Source organism: Bradyrhizobium sp. USDA 4474, assembly GCF_054057515.1.
Genome location: NZ_JBSRZJ010000002.1, coordinates 7,076,990 through 7,096,029 on the forward strand (window position 1 = coordinate 7,076,990; position 19,040 = coordinate 7,096,029).

The following is a 19,040-nucleotide window of genomic DNA, read 5'->3' on the forward strand; positions in this document are numbered from 1 at the left end:
TCACGCGATCCTCAGCGTGGGCTCATCCCCTTCGGTTTCCGCAAAGCCCGCCTGCAAAACCTCTTCGCGCTTGTGGCGCAGATGGGCGCGCAGGACGTGGGAGAGTCCGACGCCGTCACGGCGCTGGAGGGCGTTCAGGATCGCCTCGTGCTCCTGGACCGCGCGCGCCCAGCGCTGCGGCGTCATCGGCGTGACGTAACGGGCGCGGCGGATGCGCGCGGTCACGGACGCGTAGAGTCCTGACAGCACGGGATTGCCGGCGGCATTGACGATCCCCTCGTGGATGGCGCGGTTGCCGCGGTAGTACTGGAGCAGATCGCCCTCGCGATAATGCTGCACCATCGCCGCATGCGCGGCCGCGATGTCCGCGACCTCTGTGTCGCTGATGCGCTCGCAAGCCAGTTCACCCGCCAGCGCTTCGAGGCCCTGGCAGACCTCGAAGAGGTCGCGCATGTCCTTGTCGGTCAGTTTCGCCGCGCGCGAGCCGCGATGCGGGAGGAGTTGCACCAGGCCCTCGGCGGCCAGCACCTTGAGCGCTTCACGCAACGGCGTGCGTGAGATCTCGAGCCGTTCGCACAGCTCGCGTTCGGGAATCCGCGCGCCGGGCGGGATCTCGCCGTCGAGCAGAATGTCGCGGATGCGGCCGACCACCTCTTCATGCAGCATGGCACGTCTCAATTTTGAATGCAAAAATGTTCCAATAGACGAAAGTTCAGCAATTATATCTTGAAAATCCCAAGTTTTGCATTCAAAAATACAAAAAACATGCGGGAAGGCGGAAATGGACCAAGCCGTATCGGGGGACGACCTCACTTTTGAATGCACGAACGGCGTCGGGCGGATCACCTTCAATCGCCCGCAGGCGCGCAACGCCTTCACCTTCGCCATGTACGAGCGGCTCGCCGCCATCTGCGAGCAGGCCAACGACGACCGCGCGATCAAAGTGCTGGTGCTGCGCGGGGCCGGCGACAAGGCCTTTGCCTCGGGCACCGACATCAACCAATTCCGCGAATTCAAAACGCCGCAGGATTCGATCGATTACGAGAACCGCATCGACCGCGTGCTGACCACGCTCGAGCAATGCCGGGTGCCGACGATCGCGGCGATCAACGGCTTCTGCACCGGTGGCGGGGCGGGCATCGCCGCGGCCTGCGATTTGCGCATCGGCACGCGCAGCACCAGAATCGGCTTTCCGATCGCTCGCACGCTCGGCAATTGCCTGTCGATGTCCAATGTCAGCCGTCTCACAGCGTTGATCGGGCCGGCGCGGGTCAAGGATCTGATCTTCACCGCGCGGCTCGTCGATGCCGCGGAGGCCGCAGCAATCGGACTGCTCGGCGAGGTCGTCGACGATCTCACCGCGCTCGATAAGCGCGTCGACGAGATCGCGCGCCTCGTGGCCGGCCACGCGCCGCTGACCCTGAACGCGACCAAGCAGGCGGTCGCCCGCCTGCAAAAGCGGCTGACGCGAGACGAGGGCGAAGACCTCATCCTGATGTGCTACACGAGCCACGATTTTCGCGAAGGGCTCGACGCTTTCCTCAGCAAGCGCGCCCCGCAGTGGCGCGGTCAATAACAGGACGCCCCGATGCCAAGCGATCGATCGCAATCCGCCTCACGTCGCGCAGGCCCGCTCGCAGGTCTCAAGGTCATCGATCTCACCCACGTCATGGCGGGGCCGACCTGCACCCTGATGCTCGCCGACATGGGCGCCGACGTCATCAAGATCGAGAAATGGCCCAATGGTGACGACACCCGCCATTCGGTGCCGCCCAGGATCGGCGACGAGGCGGCCTCGTTCCTTATGATGAACCGCAACAAGCGCGGCATCGTGCTGGACCTCAAGACCGACGGCGGCAAGCAGGTCTTGCGCCGACTGATCGCGGACGCCGACGTGCTGGTCGAGAATTTCGCGCCGGGCGCGATGGAACGGCTCGGCTTCGGCTATAAAGAGCTGCACGAAAAATTCCCAGCGCTGATCTATTGCTCGCTGTCGGGCTTCGGTCGCACCGGTCCGTACAAGCACCGCCGCGGCTTCGACCTCGTCGCGCAGGCCATGAGCGGCATCATGAGCTTTACCGGCGAGCGCCCGGACGGCCCGCCGGTGAAATGCGGCCCGCCGCTGTCGGACATCACCGCCGGCCTGCTCGCGAGCATGGGCATCCTCGCCGCCTATACGCACCGTCTCAAGAGCGGTGAGGGGCAGTGGGTTGAGACCTCGCTCTACGAGGCGGCGCTGGTGCAGACCTATTGGCAGTCGACCATCGCGCTCGCCGCCGGCACCGCGCCCCGCGCAATGGGCTCGGCGCATCCGCTCAACGCGCCCTATCAGGCGTTCGAGGCCTCGGACGGCTGGCTCGTGGTCGGCGGCGCCAACAAGAAGCACTGGCTGTTGATGCTGGAAGCGCTCGGCGCGAGCGAGCTCGCTGCCGATCCGCGCTTCGTCACCGGCGCCGACCGCATGGCGAATTTGAAGGAGCTCGAAGCGGTCTTGAGCGAACGTTTCCGGACCCGGACACGCGCCCATTGGCTCGCGGCTCTGGACGAGAAAGGCGTGCCGTGCGGCCCCGTCCACGACATGCTGGAGGCCCTGAACGATCCGCAGACACTGGCGCGCGAGATGGTCGTCGAGGTCGAGCATTCCACGCTCGGTCCGGTCAAGACGATCGGGTTGCCGATCAAATTCTCGGAGACGCCGGGCAAGGTCGCGTCTGGCGCTCCGGTCTACGGCGAGCATACGCGCGAGGTGCTGGCCGAGCACGGGTTCGCCGAAGAGCAAATCGAAGCACTCGAGCAGGAAGGCGCAATCGTCTCGGCCGCAGGGGAGCGCGAAGAACGCGTCGCCTGAGCCGACGCCGGGACGACTGATCAAACAAAACAGAAAAATCAGTTGGAGGAAATCATGCGTGGGACGTCTCTCTTCCTGTTGACCGTCAGTGCAGCCGTGCTTGCAGGCGGCGCGCCGGCATTCGCGGCCTGGCAGCCGCAGAAGCCGATCGAGTTCGTGGCGACCGCAGGTCCGGGTGGCGGCACCGACAACATCGCCCGCGCGGTGCAGAACATCATCACCAAGCACAAGCTGACCGATCAGCCGATCGTCGTCGTCAACAAGGGCGGCGGCAGCGGCGCGGAGGGCTATGTCTACGGCAAGGCCTCCGCGGGCGATCCCTACAAGGTGATCTTCGGCACCTCGAACGCCTGGCAGCAGCCGCTCGTCTCCAAAGTCGCCTTCAACTACACCGATCTGACGCCGATCGCGGCGATGGCACAGGACGAGTTCCTGCTCTGGGTCAAGCAGGACGCGCCCTACAAGACGGCCGGCGATTATCTGAAGGCGGCCGCATCGGGCGAGTTCAAGATGGGCGGCGCGCAGTCCAAGGACACCGACGAGGTGCTGACGCGCATGATCGAGAAGGTCGGTCACGTCAAGCTGACCTACATTCCGTTCAAGAGCGGCGCCGAGGCTGCGGTGCAGCTCGCCGGCGGGCACATCGATTCCCACGTCAACAATCCCAGCGAAAGCCTTGGCCAGTGGCGCGGCGGCACGCAGCGTCCGCTCTGCGTCTTCAGCCCGAAGCGGCTGCCTGAAGGCCCGAAAATCACGGCCACCGAAGGCTGGAGCGACGTTCCGACCTGCGTCGAGCAGGGCCTCGACATCAAGCAGTACGAGCAGCCGCGCACGGTCTGGCTGCCCGGCAAGGTCACGCCGGAGCAGGCCGCCTACTATGTCGACCTGATGCAGAAGGTGCAGGCGACGCCGGAATGGAAGGACTACATCGAGAAGACCTCCCAGGTCGACACGTTCCTGACCGGTGCCGAGCTCGACAAGTTCATCAAGCAGGACCTCGAGCACGTCAAGCAGGTTGCGAGCGAGCAGGGTTGGCTGGTCAAGTGAGGATCAGGAGCCTTCGATGATCTCGCGCCGCGCCCTCGAACTTGCGACCGCCGTCCTCACCGGCAGCTTTGGTGTTGCGGTGGTGGTCCAGAGCCTCGACAACGGCATCGGCTGGTCGAGCGCGGGCGTTGAATCAGGCACATTCCCGTTCCTGACCGGCATCATCATTGTCGCCGGCAGCCTCTACAATCTGGCACGCGGCCTCGCGCCCGTCGCGTCGGTGGCAAGCGTCCCCGTCGCGATCACGTCGATTGAGCTGCGGCGGCTCGCCGGCCTGTTCGTGCCGGCGGCGATTTTCGTCGCCGCGATCCCGTTGCTTGGGATGTATGTCGCTTCGGCGGCTTACATCTTCGCGGTGCTTGCGATTCCCCGCCATCAATCCGTCCTGCGGTCGGCAATGACGGCGGCGGCAACGGCGCTCGCGCTCTATATCGTGTTCGAGCGCATGTTCCAGGTCAGCCTGCCGCACGGCGCGCTCGCCGCGGCGCTCGGGGTCTGAGGGAGCGCGCGATGGGTAATCTCTCAGAGCTCTTCCACGGCTTCACCATCGCGGTCACGGTGCCACATCTGGCCTTGATGGCGACAGGCGTGCTGCTCGGCATCCTCGTCGGCGTGCTGCCGGGGTTGGGCGCTCCGAATGGCGTGTCGCTGCTGCTGCCACTGACCTTCGGCATGCAGCCGGTCTCGGCGATCATCCTGCTCTCCAGCATGTATTGGGGCGCGCTGTTCGGGGGCTCCGTGACCTCGATCCTGTTCAACATTCCGGGCGAACCGTCCTCGGTCGCGACGACGTTCGACGGCTATCCGATGGCGCGCGATGGCCGGCCGACCACGGCGCTCGCCACCGCTTTCGGTTCGGCGGCGTTCGGCGCGCTGGTGGGCGTCATCCTGATCACCTTCCTCGCGTCCTGGGTGGCGCAGGTTGCGCTCGCCTTCGGGCCGGCGGAATATTTTGCGGTCTATTTCCTCGCGTTCGCGAGCTTCGTCGGCATGGGCGGAGCGGCGCCGATCAAGACCGTGGTGGCGCTCGCGATCGGCTTTGCGATCGCGGCGATCGGCATCGACACCGTCTCCGGCAGCGTCCGTCTCACCATGGGCATCGACGAACTGGTCAAGGGCGTGAACTTCGTCGTCGCGGTGATGGGCCTGTTCGGCATCGGCGAGCTCTTGGTCGCCGTCGAAGAGGAGTTTCACGCCCGCGCGGTCTCGTCCAGGATCGACTGGCGCGAAGTGTTTCGCGCCGTCTGCCGCCTGCCGCGCCACGGCGTCGCGCTGCTGCGCAGCGCTGCGATCGGCTGCTGGATGGGGATCACGCCGGGCGGCCCGACCGCAGCGTCGTTCATGAGCTACGGCATTGCTCGCCGGTTCTCGCGACGCGGCCGCTACTTCGGCACGGGCGAGGTCGAGGGCATCATCTCGCCCGAAACCGCCGACCATGCCGCCGGCACCAGTGCGCTGCTGCCGATGCTCTCGCTCGGCATTCCCGGCTCGGCGACTGCGGCGGTCATGATGGGCGGGCTGATGATCTGGGGGCTCAATCCTGGACCGATGCTGTTTGTCGATCAGAAGGACTTCGTGTGGGGTCTGATCGCCTCGATGTATGTCGGCAACATCGTTGCGGTCGCGCTGGTGCTGCTGACCGTGCCTGTTTTCGCCGCCCTGATGCGGATTCCCTTCGTGGTCATCGCGCCGCTGATCGTGATCATCTGCGTCGTCGGTGCCTATTCGGTGTCGAACTCCTATCTCGATGTGGTGATGATGCTCGGTTTCGGCGTCGTCGGCTATCTCTTCAAGAAGTTGTTCTATCCGCTGGCGCCGCTCGTGCTCGCCATCGTCATCGGGGACAAGGCCGAGGATGCGTTCCGGCAAGCGATGCTGATGTCCAAGGGATCGCTCGGAATCTTCTTTGCCAACAAGCTGGTGACGTGCCTCGTGGTCTCCGGATTCGCATTGCTGCTGTTGCCGTTGGCGTTGCAGCTGTTCGCACGCATCGTCCGCAAACCCGCCGCCGCTGGAACGACGAACCAGGAAAAGGTGATCATATGACCGGAAAGCCGCTGATTGCGCTGGCGATGGGAGATCCTGCCGGCATCAGCCCGGAGCTGACGGCGAAGCTCGTGGCGCAGGACGATGTCCGCGCACGGTGCCGGCTCCTGGTCATCGGCGACCGGCGCGTCTTCGACGCGGGCGCGAAGATCGCTGGCGTCACGCCGGAACTGATGGCGGTGGAGCAGGGCGCCGACTTCGATGAGCTGACAGGCGACACGCTGTTCCTCGATCTCGGTCATCTCGATCCCGCGCGGGTCGAGCGTGGCATAGCGAGCCTGGCGGGCGGGCAATTTGCGCTGGCCAACTACAAGCGGGCGCTCGAATTTGGCAGGGATGGAAGGGTCGATGCCGTCTGCTTCACGCCTTTCAACAAGGCGGCCATGCGATTGGCGCGCTCCGACTATGACGACGAGATCGCGTTCTCGGCGGAGGTGGTGGGGGTGAGGACACCGGCCAGCGAATTCAACGTGCTGGGCGAGCTCTGGAATGCCCGCGTCACCTCGCACATTCCGCTCAAGGAGGTCGCCGCAAGACTCACCACCGAACGCATCCAGCGCGCACTGAAGCTGACCGATGCGTGCATGCGTAATGCCGGCTTTGCGCGTCCCCGCATCGCGGTCGCCGGCCTCAATCCGCATGCCGGAGATGGCGGCAATTTCGGCCGCGAGGAGATCGACGTCATCGCGCCGGTGGTGGAAGCCGGCCAGCGCGCCGGCATTGCCGCGCAGGGCCCGTTCCCCGCCGATACCGTGTTCCTGCGCGCCAAGTCTGGCGCCTTCGATGCGGTGCTGACGATGTATCACGACCAGGGCCAGATCGCGATGAAGCTGATGGGGTTCGATCGGGGCGTCACATTGCTGGGCGGCTTCCCGTTCCCGATCTGCACGCCGGCGCACGGCACCGCCTATGATATCGCCGGGCAGGGCATTGCATCGCCTGGCGCCAGTCGTGCGGCCGTCCTGCTCGCGGCCGAGATGACGGTGCGACGCGCCGTCTGATTTGCGCGCACCAACGGGAGCCCGTGCCGACTGGGCTCGCGTTGCGTGCGTTATCAGACTTTCGGGAAAAACTGGAAACTTCCGCCGTCGCAACGAGTTGGCGTCCCATGAACATCTCCACGCCGGAGCTGGGAACATGGTGGACGACGGCCCGTTACGAACAGCGGTTGATACCGCATGGCGCGTGTATCGCGCCCGGCATCGCGACGTCGATGCCGCGGATGGCCGTCGCTGCCTCCTCGAGCGCCATCTGCAAGGGAGGCGGGAAGCACGCGAGAGTCACGGTGATGCCCAGGAACTCGCCTGGTTCGGGCTCGCCTATCTCGAGCGGCTTTCGGATGACCAATGCTAGGGATCATTGAGAGGCTTGCCTGCCGCCTGGCGCTCGGAAGCGCATGGCCGAATTGCACCTTGCTTGCAATTTCGAACCTGCTGTCCGCAGCCATCGTGCTGATCCTCCGTTCAGCGGTGTAGCAGGTCTCATGCGCATCGCCCAGCTCGCCCCCTTGGCCGAAAGCGTCCCTCCCAGGCTTTACGGCGGCACGGAGCGTGTGGTCGCCTGGCTGGTGGATGAGCTTGTCGAGCTCGGCCACGAGGTCACGCTGTTTGCAAGTGGCGACTCCCGAACCAACGGGAAACTTCACGCCGTGTGGCCACGCGCGCTTCGTCTCGGTCGGAAGGGAACCGATCCGGGCGCGGCCTCTGCGATGTTGATCGAGGCGATTGCCAGGCGAGCCAGCGATTTTGACGTGATCCACGCCCATATCGACTGGGTGCATCTGCCGTTGCTCAGTCGTCTTGGTGTGCCGTTCCTGACGACCATGCACGGTCGTTTGGATCTGCCCGGATTGCCTGATGTGGTTCGGCAGTTCCCTGAAGCCGCATTCGTGTCGATTTCCGATCACCAGCGTGCGCCGCTTCCGGATGCAAAGTGGATTGGAACGATCCAGCACGGATTGCCGTCCGATCTGTTGCGCCCCTCCTACGAAGAGGGGGCCTATCTGGCGTTTCTTGGCCGCCTCACGGCCGACAAGGGGCCTGAGGATGCCATTCGCATAGCGCGCGCTGCCCGGATGCCGCTGCGCATAGCCGCGAAGATACCGCGCGCGGAAACCGCCTACTTCAAGAAGAAGCTCGAGCCTCACATCGACGGCGAAGCGATCCAGCTTGTGGGTGAAGTCGACGACGTGAAGAAGCAGTCCTTCCTGGGCCGAGCAGCCGCGCTGTTGTTTCCCATCGATTGGCCGGAGCCGTTCGGCTTGGTCATGATCGAGGCGATGGCCTGCGGAACGCCGGTGATCGCCTATCGTTGTGGGTCAGTTCCGGAGGTGATCGAGCACGGTCTGACCGGGTTCATCGTCGAGGACGAAGACCAGGCCGTCGCGGCGGTCGGCGAATTGGGCAAGCTGGATAGAAGGAGAGTGCGCGCCCGCTTCGAGGAGCGCTTCATCGCTGGTCGAATGGCGCGGCAATACGAGGATCGCTACCGCGAACTGGCTTCCGCGGCCGGCCGTAAAGGCGGTACGCAACGCTTGGAAAGGTAAAAGGAGGCGACGATGACGCTGAGGAAAACGGGGCAGATCTGCTTCGCTCTTGTCTTGGCCCTTGCAGCGTCGGGAGCGTTCGCAGCCGAGATGACGGCGGACGCAATCAATTCCGCCGAGCCATCAAAGAAGACGCTCTCGACCGAAAAGCCGACCCCGGCCGGGGTCCATCTGCAAGTCCTCCTCGACCGGGCGCATTTCTCCCCGGGTGAGATCGACGGCAAGTTCGGTGAGAACGCGAAGAAGGCGCTGCGAGCCTATGCGGAGGCCCGGCAATTGCCGAGTTCGGACGCGCCGACGAATGATGTCTGGCAAGCGTTGCGGACGGACGAGCGGCCGGTGACGGCGACCTACACCATCACCGACAAGGACGTCGCGGGGCCGTTCTTGCGCAAGCTTCCGGCGAAAATGGAGGACATGAAGGACATCCCCCATCTCGGCTACACCAGTCCGCGCGAAGAATTGGCTGAAAAGTTTCATATGAGCGAGCAGCTTCTGGTGGCGCTCAACCCGGGCCGCCACTTCGACCGTGCCGGCGAGACCATCGTCGTCGTCGACACGGCTGATGGGGGCGGTACCGCGCCTGCCAAGGCCGACAGGGTCGAAATCGACAAGGTCAGGCAAACCGTCAAGCTGTTCGACAAGTCGAATGCGCTGATCGGATTCTATCCGGCGAGCGTCGGCAGCGAGGAGAAGCCGTCACCTTCTGGCACACTGAAGGTCACCGAGATCGACCACAATCCGACCTATCGCTACAACCCCGCCTATCACTTCAAGGGCGTTCACTCCCAAAAACCCTTCAAGATCAGGCCCGGCCCGAACAATCCCGTGGGAATCGTCTGGATCAATTTGTCCGCCGACGGCTACGGCATCCACGGCACGCCCTCGCCGCAAAATATCTCAAAGGGGCAGTCGCATGGCTGCGTGCGTCTCACCAACTGGGATGCGGAACGGGTCGCAGCGAGCGTCTCGAAGGGGACGCCGGTGGTCTTCGTCGAGAGCACCAGCTGAGTGCTACGCGAGAACGCGGGTGACGAATATCTGAAATGATTGCTGCGACGCTGCGCCGCCATTGATGAGGGGCGTGTACTCACAAACTCGCGGATGTCCGGTTCTGCGAAGGCTTTCGGATGGCGGGTGCTTCGGATCCGCGGCGAAGCACAGCCTTCCAGAAAGTCACGCAGCCAAAGATTGTATTGTTTTTCGGTCCATGAATAATAGGCTTTCGTTTCACGGATGTACGTGAGGGCCAAGGTGAAATATTCGTTGGGCGCGGCGTTGCTCGTTCTTCTGTCATTCCAACGCGCGCAGGCGGACCCTGTCGGCGAAACGCATCGTGTGACGACCGAAAAGACGGCCGCCCTGCGCGACGCGGAGCATCGCGACCAATTGCGCGTCACCGTCTGGTATCCTGCAGCAAAGGATGCGGTAGAGCAGCCATTGGTCGTCGGCCTCGACCCACCGGCCAAGCCCTTCTGGAATGTCGGGTCGGTCGCGTTCAACGCGCCTTTCGCTGATGGCGGGCCGCGTCCGATCCTGCTGTTGGCGCCTGGTGGTAGCGCCAGCGCTCGCATGGTGGGCTGGTTCGGGATCGCCATGGCCCGCGCCGGCTATGTGGTGATCGCGGTCGACCACCCCGGCGATAACGGCATGGATGTGAAGACGACGGCGGCCATGCTCCTGCCCTGGGACCGCGCGGAGGACCTGCGCTCAGCTCTCGCGGCTGCCGAAAATGACCCTGTGATTGGACCACATCTGGACAAGGCGCGCGTCGGTGCGGCGGGACTGTCGTTCGGCGGATATACGGCGCTTGTCGCGGCGGGCGCGCGATCCTTCGATTTCGATCGTTTTACCGCGTTCTGCACCGAGAATCCCGACGATGGTACATGTCATCAGCGCGCGCGCAGTCCAGTACCGATGACGGACGCCGACAAAAGGAAAGCCCTGGCTTCGCCGGAAGTTGCCGCCGAGCGTGCCCGTGCCGGCGAAAGTCATGCCCTGCCCGAAGTGCGGGCGGCGTTCGTCATGGCTCCGGGGCCCATTCAACTGCTCGATCCCGCAAGCCTCGCAGCCATGCGCAAGCCCGTTAGCATCATACTGGGCGATGATGACATAGACGTGCCGCCGGCGACGAACGGCCTCATCGCGGCAAAGGCGATCCCCGGGGCGACGCTGTTACGGCTGCCGGGCGTCGGTCACACCGATTTTTTGCCTGATTGTACCGACGCCGGGCGGGCAACATTCCCGCAGTGGTGCACCTTCAGCGTCCCGCAGGCGGACACCCATGGTCAGGCGATCGCGGCAGCGCAGGAGTTTTTTGCCAGGACGTTGGCGAAAGCGCCGTAGCAGTAAACTCATCGTAGAGTCCTGCTGCAAAAGTGGGGCTACTGAATTTCGCGATCGAACGCATTCCCGCACTTCCGTTTGCGGCCCATCGCTGCCGCATCCCAGATATGTCGGCTGTCAGACAGCAGACTGCGTTCATCAACTCAATCCGCGCCTATCTTGCCGAGTTCGGGACCGTCGCTCCCGTCGGACGCAGGGGTGTCGAGCAGCTGCTGGAAGTCGCCGCCGACAACGCCGAAGACCGGGTTCCGGAGGCCGCCCGGATGTGCCTTGCTGCTCTTGGCGAACAATTGTGCGCTTTGCCGAAATGCGGCGCCTCGAGCGCGAGGGTGATTATGGCGTGATGCGAAAGAGCCGGCGATTGGGACAACCCGCTTCTGGGTTCCAAGCAGAAAGGACCCGCAATGACCGGCCCAGTCTGCCGGGGCTTAAACAAAGAGGAAGACGCCGGTTTGTCAGTTTGATATGCTTTTAGTGTAGTTCTTGCGGCGATCGTGCCGCCAAACCCGGGAGTTCACTAATGGCCTGGAAAGCACCGAAGATCGTCGAAGTGCCGGTTGGCATGGAGATCAACATGTACGCCTGCGCAGCGCGGAAGTAAGCGATTCGCATCGACCTGCCTGGCCCCAGAGCTTCGCGACATTTTTCGTCATTTTCTGGAGCCGGGCAGAGGCTTTTCATTTCGGCAACGCAGACAATCCTAAATAGACGCATTGTACGCGGCGGTGCCGGATGTTTGTCGGCGAGTATCCGTCGCCGCTCCTTTTGCATCTTCCGATGCGGCGCCCAATTAGAGCTCGGCGCACGACCACCCGCGATCACAGCGGTTAGGCGAACACGGATAAGTTTCCACGAGGCTAGAAGCGAACGATAGTGCGGCATCAGCATTGCCGTTGCCGTTACTATAGCGCTGCCCGCACTCCCAGTGCCATGGCCACTATTCCCAATTCCAACGCTTGCCCCGCGCCACCGATTCCCGCGGGTGAGCGAGCTGGTCACCATCAGCCTTCGCCAAACATCTGGTTGGGGTATGGGTTCCGGATTTGCGCTTCGCTTGTCCGGGCCGACTGCGTAGCTTGTGGCTGCGCACGGCGCTATTTCAAATACGCGAGATAGTGCGCGACGGCGGTGATCTCCTCGTCGCTCATGTGGTAGGCCACATCGGCCATCGCGGCGCCGCCACCGCCGACACGCTGGCTGCTCTTGTAGTCGTGCAACGCCTTGACCAGATATTCCTCGCGCTGGCCTGCGAGCCGCGCCACAGCCTTGGTGCCGGCAAAGCTATCCGTATGACATGAGGCGCAGCGGCGGCCGACGGCAACTTCCGCGCCTTTCTTCGAGAGTTCCGGATCGTTGTCCTCGCCAGGCGCGGGCGGCGTCATGGCCGCGAAATAGGCGGCGAGACTACGCACGTCCTCGTTGCTGATGTCCTGGGAAATCGGCTGCATCTGTTCGTTCTTGCGTGAGCCGGCGCGGAAGAACACGAGCTGCCATTGCAAGAATTGATCGGGCTGGCCGGCCAGCGAAGGGATGTTCTCGGTCTGCGAGATGCCGTTCTCGCCGTGACAGCCGGAGCAGACGGCAGCCTTCTCCTGGACCGCCGCATTGTCGGCGGCGCTTGCGGAGAGGGCGCCAACTGCGAGAAGCGCAGCCGCGCTGATGGCTTGCGAGACGAACTGCCGGCGCATATGGGAATTCCGATCTATCGACCGCGTCATTGCGGGGCGTGCGAAGCACATGCCCGAACTCCATAACAGCGAGTCGGGGTTAGGGGTTCCGGACTTGCGCTGGCCCAATCCGGAACGACAGCGTGAGACTTTGAAATGAGAGAAGCTGCGGCGCCGCTAGGGCCGCCGCAGCCTCCTGTCGTCGCGCGCTACTGCTTGCTGTAGCTGATGCGATAGACCGCGCCGGCCCAGTCGTCGGCGACGAGGATCGAACCGTCCTTGGCGAGGATGATGTCATCAGGACGGCCGAGATAGCCCTGGTCGGCTTCGAGCCAGCCGGAAGCGAACACTTCTTCCTTGGCGTTCTTGCCGTCAGGATCGACGATCACGCGCACGATCCGGGCACCCTGATACTTGTGTCTGTTCCAGGAGCCATGCTCGGCGATCAGGATGTTGTTCTTGTATTCGGCGGGGGAATTGGTCGCCGGTATAGAACTTCATGCCGAGCGGAGCGACGTGCGCGCCCAGATTCAGGACGGGGGGCGTGAACTCCGAGCATTTGTGGCCCATCGCGAACTTATCGTCGGGCAAGTCGCCCTGGTGGCAGTAAGGATAGCCGAAATGCTCGCCGATCTTGTTGATCATGTTCAGCTTGTCGCTGGGCAGATCGTCGCTGATCCAGTCGCGGGCGTTTTCGGTGAACCAATATTTGCCGGTACGAGGATCGACGTCGCCGCCGACCGAGTTGCGAACGCCCAGCGCCCAGATTTCGGCGTTGCCGGTCTTGGGATCGACGCGCCGGATCTGCGAGACGCTGGTCGGGGGAATGCCGATGTTGAAGGGCGGGCCGAACGGAATGTAGAACCAGCCGTCCTTGTCGGCCGCGAGGTATTTCCAACCATGAGCGGCATAGGACGGCATGTCGTCATAGACGACCTTGCCCTCGCCGGGATTGTCGAGCTTGTTTTCGATGTCGTCGTAGCGGATCAGCTTGTCTACCGCGATGACGTAGAGCGCACCGTCCTTGACGGCGAGACCCGTGGGCATGTTCAGCCCCTTGAGGATGGTCTTGACCTCTTTCTTTCCGTTGTTGTCCTTGATGGCATAGACGTTGCCGAGGCCGAACGAGCCGACGAACAGCGTGCCCTTGTCACCCCAGGCCATCTGCCGCGCAGCCAGCACGCCGGACGCATAGACCTCCATCTTGAAGCCCGCCGGCAGCTTGACCTTCTTGACGATGTTGGCGAGCTCAGCATCGGACGCGCCGGTCGGCGGACCCGATGGCGGCGCGAGGCCCTTCTGCGCCTCGGTCTCGTCGCCGAGGAACCAATCGTCCGGCGGATGCGTCCAAAATTCCTTGGTGCCTGATTCGTATTTCTTCAGTGGCGTGCTTTTGTCCTGCGCATTGGCAACGGTGGTTCCCGCAAGGAGGGTCACGGCTGCAAGCGCCAACACGGATCGATGGATCATCGATGTCATCGCGTCACTCCCCTAACGCAGCCGCCAGGGCTGCAGGTTCTTTGTTTTGCTGTTTGACTCGGTCTGTCGAGGTGGCAGACGCGAAAAGGTTAGCACATCTGCTAGCGGTGAGAAGCACGTCGCATGCGTGGCAGTTGCGCTCCGCAAGAAATTGAGGGGTAGGCGCATATCGCGACGACAATGATCTCCCTGCAACGCGGAATCGGCCTGCGCGCAACGCAAACTTCGAAACATCACCATGCACAGTGGGCCGGCGGAAGCTGGGTGGTCCGCGGAGACGTCGGCCACACAGCTGAAACATCATGCGAATTGACAAAAGCGGCGACTATTGGTCTCGAGTCCGGGCCCCGAAGTGAAAGCGTTGGTGTTTTCGGTCCCAAGCGTTTGAAATTGCTAAAATACCGCCGCATTAGCGGTCTTGGTCAGATCGCGACCGGCGGAGGCCGTCCGTGAAGATCGAGCGAGCACCAGCCATTGCGGCTCAGGCACGGGTCAGACCGCGTGTTTCATCCGATCCTTCTGTGCCATACAGCACCGGAGCGACCGCGTCGTTCGAGCGACCCGTCCCACTGCGCGATGGGCGCGACCGCTTTCCGAAAACCACGCTGGCGGCCCGGAGCGGCCGCCACGCGACCGTCTCAGGAAGCTTTTACGAGCCACTCCTTCCATAGCGGCTTCCTTGCCGACTGGAGACGGCATGGCAACCCCGCACTGCGGCAAGTTTGCGAAGAGCACCCAGCAGCATATCTGCGGCTCATTTTGCTGGCCTCAAGAGGCGCGATTAGAAGGGGCCCGCAACCGTGAGAATTAGGCAATGATCCAATCGATACGAAAGCTGGCGCCTGACCACATCATCGAATGGCCCGATGGTGAGCGCGCAAGGGTCACATGGGTCTCGGAAAACGGCGAGCGCTTTCGCGTCGAGGGTCTGCCGACACTGTTGTGGGCAACAGACAGTTTTCGGGTGGTCAGGAGATTTGCCTCAAAAACGCGAGTTTACTTTACCGCACCTCCTCGCATCGGGATGGCGTTGCGTTGCTGCCTGCCGTAGAATAGTCGCGCTTGAGTGGCAGGGTGCGGCCATGGGCCAAATCCTTCTGGTTGATTCGAAAAAACTGGATGGCTTTGAAGGTCTTCACCAGGCCGTCCACGGTTCGCATGTCGACGTGATGCAGCTCGGCCGCGGGCGGCTGCGCGGGACATTGTCGCACATCGGCATCGGCGAGTTTTCGCTGAGCATCGGCACCTTCAACGTCGGCATGCGCACGCAGCGCGTCGCCAGCGACGACAAGCTGATCATCGGGATGTTGCTCGCGGCCGAGGACCGCGTGGCCCATTGGTCGTTCGACATGCAGCTCAACGATGTGCTCGTGATTCCGCCGTTGCTCGAGCACGACGGGGTCTTTCACGGCGGCTCCGCTTACGCGGCGATGCGCCTCGATCTCAACGACGTTGCGTCTTTGTTCGGTGGCGAAGCGAGGCTCGGTGATCCCGACACTTGGCGCAGCCGGGGTCATTTCAGGGCCGACGCTGCGAACGGGCAGATCGCCACGCGCCGGCTTGTCGCCATCATGTCGCATTTGCGCACCCACAGATCGGGCCTGACGTCGTCGACCGCCGAATACTGGAGGAGGGCGATCGCGGAGTGTATGGCGGTCAACGTCATGTCGTCGCTTCCCCCAGATGACAACGGATGGCTGCGTTCAGCCCGACGGCTGGTCCGCAGGGTCGAGGATTATCTCGACGAGACCGGCACCCGCCCGGTGCACGTGTCGGAAATTTGCGCGGCGCTTGGCGTGTCCAGGCGCACGTTGCACCGCGCCTTTCAGGAGGTGTTCGGCCTCGGCCCGGTCAGCTTCCTCAGACACAAGCGGCTGTGTGCCGCTCATTCGATGCTGCACCAGAGCGCGCCCGGTTCGACCACCGTCGCTGCCGTCGCGATGGGCCAGGGCTTTTACGAGCTCGGCCGGTTCGCGCAGTACTACCTCGCGATGTTCGGAGAGCGCCCCTCGCAAACGCTCGGAGTTGCAACATTGCACACCGAAGCGGACGGCAGCGGGAGTGCCTAGGGGCGCCACGGCTGGTGTTCGACGAGGCCGATCAGAACGGCGCCATGATTCCAGAATGCCGGTGTTTTGCCCGACGTGTCAAACGGCTTTGCCGGTGGGGCCGACGACATCGGAAAATTCGTCGCGAAAACAATGCTCCCGCTACTGTGCATGGGGTTGTTTCGTTGGTTGGAGTTGGCTGCGCTGTGCAAAACGGCCTGGCCGGGGCATCAGGTGATTGCCCTATGTGCTACCCTCGTCGTACGGACTGAACGCATATGGCTCCTCCCGCATCCGCACTCCCCGTCGAATTGCCCCAGGCGTTCCTGGGGGTGGCGCGCTCGCTGACCGACAAGCTCTGGCGCACCCGGCTGGATGCGCGGGGGGCGGCCACGGCGCTCGCCATCGTGCAGCGTCACCAGCTGCCGGAATTGCTCGCGCGGGTCCTGGCAGGCCGCGGTGTCGACATCGACGCCGTCCCCGACTTCCTCGATCCGACCATCCGAAAGCTCATGCCGGATCCGTTCACGGTGACGGAGATGGAGGCCGCCGCGAAACGTATCGCGGATGCGGCAGCGAAGGGCGAGACCGTCGCGATCTTCGGCGACTACGACGTCGATGGCGCGACCTCGGCGGCGCTGCTCGCCTGGCATTTGCGCCATTGTGGGCTCGATCCGCTGATCCACATTCCCGATCGCATCTTCGAAGGTTACGGCCCCAACGTCGAAGCCGTGCGGGCGCTGGCCGCAAAGGGCGCCACGCTGCTGGTCACCGTCGATTGCGGCACCACCAGCATGGAGCCGCTCGCCGAGGCCAAGCGCCTCGGCATGTCGGTTGTCGTGATCGATCACCACCAGGCCGGCTCCGAGCTGCCGCAGGTCGACGCGCTGGTCAATCCGAACCGGCTCGACGATCTCTCCGGCCTCGGCCACCTCGCCGCCGTCGGTCTCGTGCTGGTGACGCTGGTCGCGGTGAACCGAGAGCTGCGCCAGCGCAGGTTCTGGAATGCGGAGCTGCCGGAGCCTGATCTCCTGGGCACGTTGCATCACGTCGCACTCGGCACTGTTGCCGATGTGGCGCCGCTGATCGGCCTGAACCGTGCCTTTGTCGCAAAAGGTCTGATCGCGATGCGGCGCCGCGACCATGTCGGCCACACCGCGCTGATGGACGTGGCGCGGCTCAACGGGCCGCCGGAAGCCTGGCATCTCGGCTTTATGCTGGGGCCGCGCGTCAATGCCGGCGGCCGCATCGGCCGCGCAGATCTGGGGGTGCGGCTCTTGCTGGAAGGCGACAGCGTCGAGGCCGCGCGGATTGCGGCCGAGCTCGACCGCCTCAACAGCGAGCGCCGTGTCATCGAGCAGGCCGCCGAAGCGCAGGCCGAAGCCGAAGCGCTGGCCTCAATCGGCTTGGAGGACAAGCTTGGTGTGATCGTCACGGCCTCCGAAGGCTGGCATCCCGGCGTGGTCGGCCTCGTTGCCTCGCGACTGAAAGAGAAGTTTTCGAGGCCCGCCTTTGCGATTGCGCTGGAACCCGGCGGTATCGGCACCGGCTCGGGGCGCTCGATTGCCGGCGTCGATCTCGGCAAGGCGGTGCGGCAGGCCGTTGCCGATGGCATTTTGCTCAAGGGCGGCGGCCACGCGATGGCCGCAGGCGTGACGCTGCGGAAAGAAAAGCTCGCCGAATTCCGCGCCTATTTGGAGAATGCCCTGGCGCAGGACGTCGCCGAGGCGCGCCATGTCAACGAACTCTATATCGACGGCGCGATCTCGGCACGCGCGGTGACGCCGGAACTCGCCACCACGCTCAATCGCGCAGGGCCCTTCGGCAGTGGTAATCCGGAGCCGGTCCTGGCGTTGCCGGCGCACCAGCTCGTCTTTGCCGATGAAGTCGGGCAGACGCATCTGCGCTTGCGCTTCAAATCGGGCGACGGCTCGATCGTTAACGGCATCGCGTTCCGTTCAGTCGGACAGAAGCTCGGCAACGCGCTTGTGGCCAATCGCGGCCAGCAACTGCACGTCGCGGGCTCGCTGTCGGTCGATCGCTATCAGGGTGTCGAACGCGTGCAGTTTCGCGTCATCGACGTCGCACTTCCGGATCAGGGTCCATCCGTGATTAGGTAACGGCCTCAAACAACAAAAAGAAGCGGAGCGAACATGGCAGGGCAGGTTGAGGGCAAGATCGCGCTGCTGACGGGCGGCGCCTCCGGTATCGGCGAGGCCATTGTCGAGCTGTTTGCGCGCGAGGGCGCCACCGTCATCGCCACCGACATCGATGAATTGCGCGGGCCCGAACTCGCCAAGCGGGTGACAAAGGCCGGCGGCAACGCGATCTTCCTGGAGCAGGACGTCACCAGCGAGGAGCGCTGGATCGAAATCGTCGCCGAGATCGCCAAGCGCTACGGCCGCCTCGACATCATGGTCGCCAATGCCGGCATCGGCATTGCCGTGCCCTCGATCACCGATATGACGCTGTCTGACTGGCACAAGCAGAATGCGATCAACCTCGATGGCGTGTTTCTTTCGGTCAAGCATTGCCTGCCCTTGATGCGCAAACACGGCAGCGGTTCGATCATCATGATGTCGTCGCTCGCGGGCCTGCGTGGCGCGCCGGGTCTCTCGGCCTATTCGCTGACCAAGGGCGGCGTACGCTTGTTCGCGAAATCGATCGCAATGGAGTGCGCGGCTGCCGGCGACGGCATACGCGTCAATTCGGTGCATCCCGGCATCATCGACACCCCGATCTGGGGCAAGATCCCGACCGGAGCGAGTGGCGCCGGCCAGAACGCCCCGATCGATCCGGAGGAACGCGCCAAGGTCGCAACCCCGCTCGGCCGCGCCGGCCAGGCGGCGGAGATCGCCTCCGGCGTGCTGTACCTGGCGTCCGATGCCTCGCGCTATGTCACCGGCACCGAGCTCGTCATCGATGGCGGCATGAATGCCGGCGGGGTGCCACGGCGGGCGTGAAACGCGCAAGGCAGGGCGGCGGCCGCAGGGGCTGACGCGCAGGCGTCGGCC

Annotated in this window: 17 protein-coding genes and 1 pseudogene; 15 read left to right on the forward strand and 3 right to left on the reverse strand. The window is 63.9% G+C overall.

Annotation, left to right across the window (positions count from 1 at the left end; genetic code table 11):
* Positions 1 to 666 (reverse strand): GntR family transcriptional regulator, encoded by a 666-nt coding sequence (locus ACVW16_RS34880; RefSeq protein ID WP_456703437.1) that lies wholly within the window; start codon positions 664 to 666, stop codon positions 1 to 3.
* Positions 667 to 781: 115 nt separating this feature from the next.
* Between ACVW16_RS34880 and ACVW16_RS34885 the strand changes: the two genes are divergently transcribed.
* The 12 genes from ACVW16_RS34885 (at position 782) to pqqA (ending at position 11,433) form a co-directional block, all read left to right on the forward strand.
* Positions 782 to 1,576, forward strand: a complete 795-nt coding sequence (locus ACVW16_RS34885) for an enoyl-CoA hydratase/isomerase family protein (protein WP_456735037.1) — start codon at positions 782 to 784, stop codon at positions 1,574 to 1,576.
* Between the two features lie 12 nt (positions 1,577 to 1,588).
* Positions 1,589 to 2,848, forward strand: a complete 1,260-nt coding sequence (locus tag ACVW16_RS34890) for a CaiB/BaiF CoA transferase family protein (protein WP_456703439.1) — start codon at positions 1,589 to 1,591, stop codon at positions 2,846 to 2,848.
* A 54-nt stretch (positions 2,849 to 2,902) separates the two neighbouring features.
* Positions 2,903 to 3,895 carry a Bug family tripartite tricarboxylate transporter substrate binding protein gene (locus ACVW16_RS34895; RefSeq protein WP_456703440.1) on the forward strand — a complete coding sequence of 331 codons (993 nt, stop codon included), beginning with the start codon at positions 2,903 to 2,905 and terminating at the stop codon, positions 3,893 to 3,895.
* Between the two features lie 16 nt (positions 3,896 to 3,911).
* Positions 3,912 to 4,394, forward strand: coding sequence for a tripartite tricarboxylate transporter TctB family protein (locus tag ACVW16_RS34900; protein WP_456703441.1), 483 nt, complete (start codon positions 3,912 to 3,914; stop codon positions 4,392 to 4,394).
* Positions 4,395 to 4,405: 11 nt separating this feature from the next.
* Positions 4,406 to 5,941, forward strand: coding sequence for a tripartite tricarboxylate transporter permease (locus tag ACVW16_RS34905; RefSeq protein ID WP_456703442.1), 1,536 nt, complete (start codon positions 4,406 to 4,408; stop codon positions 5,939 to 5,941).
* Positions 5,938 to 6,942: a 4-hydroxythreonine-4-phosphate dehydrogenase PdxA gene (locus ACVW16_RS34910; RefSeq protein WP_456703443.1), complete on the forward strand. Its 1,005-nt coding sequence runs from the start codon at positions 5,938 to 5,940 to the stop codon at positions 6,940 to 6,942. Before ACVW16_RS34905 ends, ACVW16_RS34910 begins: the two co-directional genes overlap by 4 nt.
* 136 nt (positions 6,943 to 7,078) lie before the next feature.
* Complete coding sequence (locus tag ACVW16_RS34915) at positions 7,079 to 7,294, forward strand: hypothetical protein (protein ID WP_456703444.1); 216 nt, start codon at positions 7,079 to 7,081, stop codon at positions 7,292 to 7,294.
* Between the two features lie 130 nt (positions 7,295 to 7,424).
* Positions 7,425 to 8,486, forward strand: a complete 1,062-nt coding sequence (locus ACVW16_RS34920; protein WP_456738169.1) for a glycosyltransferase family 4 protein — start codon at positions 7,425 to 7,427, stop codon at positions 8,484 to 8,486.
* A gap of 12 nt (positions 8,487 to 8,498) precedes the next feature.
* Positions 8,499 to 9,497, forward strand: coding sequence for a L,D-transpeptidase family protein (locus ACVW16_RS34925; protein WP_456735039.1), 999 nt, complete (start codon positions 8,499 to 8,501; stop codon positions 9,495 to 9,497).
* A 255-nt stretch (positions 9,498 to 9,752) separates the two neighbouring features.
* A complete protein-coding gene (locus ACVW16_RS34930; RefSeq protein ID WP_456735040.1) occupies positions 9,753 to 10,832 on the forward strand; it encodes an alpha/beta hydrolase family protein in 1,080 nt (359 codons plus the stop codon).
* Positions 10,833 to 10,939: 107 nt separating this feature from the next.
* Positions 10,940 to 11,176, forward strand: coding sequence for a hypothetical protein (locus tag ACVW16_RS34935; RefSeq protein ID WP_456735041.1), 237 nt, complete (start codon positions 10,940 to 10,942; stop codon positions 11,174 to 11,176).
* A 176-nt stretch (positions 11,177 to 11,352) separates the two neighbouring features.
* Positions 11,353 to 11,433, forward strand: a complete 81-nt coding sequence (pqqA, locus tag ACVW16_RS34940; protein ID WP_012029362.1) for a pyrroloquinoline quinone precursor peptide PqqA — start codon at positions 11,353 to 11,355, stop codon at positions 11,431 to 11,433.
* Between the two features lie 493 nt (positions 11,434 to 11,926).
* On the opposite strand, the gene ACVW16_RS34945 is transcribed toward pqqA, so the two are convergent.
* Both ACVW16_RS34945 and ACVW16_RS34950 read right to left on the reverse strand, forming a co-directional pair.
* A complete protein-coding gene (locus ACVW16_RS34945; protein WP_456703449.1) occupies positions 11,927 to 12,520 on the reverse strand; it encodes a c-type cytochrome in 594 nt (197 codons plus the stop codon).
* Positions 12,521 to 12,708: 188 nt separating this feature from the next.
* Positions 12,709 to 13,978, reverse strand: a pseudogene (locus ACVW16_RS34950) (PQQ-dependent sugar dehydrogenase).
* A 1,082-nt stretch (positions 13,979 to 15,060) separates the two neighbouring features.
* On the opposite strand from ACVW16_RS34950, the gene ACVW16_RS34955 reads away from it, so the two are divergent.
* The 3 genes from ACVW16_RS34955 (at position 15,061) to ACVW16_RS34965 (ending at position 18,989) form a co-directional block, all read left to right on the forward strand.
* On the forward strand, positions 15,061 to 16,047 hold the full coding sequence (locus tag ACVW16_RS34955; protein ID WP_456735042.1) for a helix-turn-helix domain-containing protein: 987 nt from the start codon (positions 15,061 to 15,063) through the stop codon (positions 16,045 to 16,047).
* Between the two features lie 257 nt (positions 16,048 to 16,304).
* Entirely contained in the window at positions 16,305 to 18,146 is a 1,842-nt protein-coding gene (gene recJ / locus ACVW16_RS34960; protein ID WP_456735043.1) for a single-stranded-DNA-specific exonuclease RecJ, read from the forward strand.
* A 33-nt stretch (positions 18,147 to 18,179) separates the two neighbouring features.
* Positions 18,180 to 18,989 (forward strand): SDR family NAD(P)-dependent oxidoreductase, encoded by an 810-nt coding sequence (locus ACVW16_RS34965; protein ID WP_456735044.1) that lies wholly within the window; start codon positions 18,180 to 18,182, stop codon positions 18,987 to 18,989.
* The last annotated feature ends 51 nt before the right edge of the window (positions 18,990 to 19,040 follow it).

Bases quoted from the DNA above. Each gene is read 5' to 3' on its own strand.
- ACVW16_RS34885 (WP_456735037.1), top strand. From the start codon at position 782: ATGGACCAAGCCGTATCGGGGGACGACCTCACTTTTGAATGCACGAAC.
- ACVW16_RS34890 (WP_456703439.1), top strand. From the start codon at position 1,589: ATGCCAAGCGATCGATCGCAATCCGCCTCACGTCGCGCAGGCCCGCTC.
- ACVW16_RS34910 (WP_456703443.1), top strand. From the start codon at position 5,938: ATGACCGGAAAGCCGCTGATTGCGCTGGCGATGGGAGATCCTGCCGGC.
- ACVW16_RS34905 (WP_456703442.1), top strand. From the start codon at position 4,406: ATGGGTAATCTCTCAGAGCTCTTCCACGGCTTCACCATCGCGGTCACG.
- pqqA (WP_012029362.1), top strand. From the start codon at position 11,353: ATGGCCTGGAAAGCACCGAAGATCGTCGAAGTGCCGGTTGGCATGGAG.
- ACVW16_RS34925 (WP_456735039.1), top strand. From the start codon at position 8,499: ATGACGCTGAGGAAAACGGGGCAGATCTGCTTCGCTCTTGTCTTGGCC.
- ACVW16_RS34955 (WP_456735042.1), top strand. From the start codon at position 15,061: ATGGGCCAAATCCTTCTGGTTGATTCGAAAAAACTGGATGGCTTTGAA.
- ACVW16_RS34945 (WP_456703449.1), bottom strand. From the start codon at position 12,520: ATGCGCCGGCAGTTCGTCTCGCAAGCCATCAGCGCGGCTGCGCTTCTC.
- ACVW16_RS34935 (WP_456735041.1), top strand. From the start codon at position 10,940: ATGTCGGCTGTCAGACAGCAGACTGCGTTCATCAACTCAATCCGCGCC.
- recJ (WP_456735043.1), top strand. From the start codon at position 16,305: ATGGCTCCTCCCGCATCCGCACTCCCCGTCGAATTGCCCCAGGCGTTC.
- ACVW16_RS34880 (WP_456703437.1), bottom strand. From the start codon at position 666: ATGCTGCATGAAGAGGTGGTCGGCCGCATCCGCGACATTCTGCTCGAC.
- ACVW16_RS34915 (WP_456703444.1), top strand. From the start codon at position 7,079: ATGGTGGACGACGGCCCGTTACGAACAGCGGTTGATACCGCATGGCGC.
- ACVW16_RS34895 (WP_456703440.1), top strand. From the start codon at position 2,903: ATGCGTGGGACGTCTCTCTTCCTGTTGACCGTCAGTGCAGCCGTGCTT.
- ACVW16_RS34965 (WP_456735044.1), top strand. From the start codon at position 18,180: ATGGCAGGGCAGGTTGAGGGCAAGATCGCGCTGCTGACGGGCGGCGCC.
- ACVW16_RS34920 (WP_456738169.1), top strand. From the start codon at position 7,425: ATGCGCATCGCCCAGCTCGCCCCCTTGGCCGAAAGCGTCCCTCCCAGG.
- ACVW16_RS34900 (WP_456703441.1), top strand. From the start codon at position 3,912: ATGATCTCGCGCCGCGCCCTCGAACTTGCGACCGCCGTCCTCACCGGC.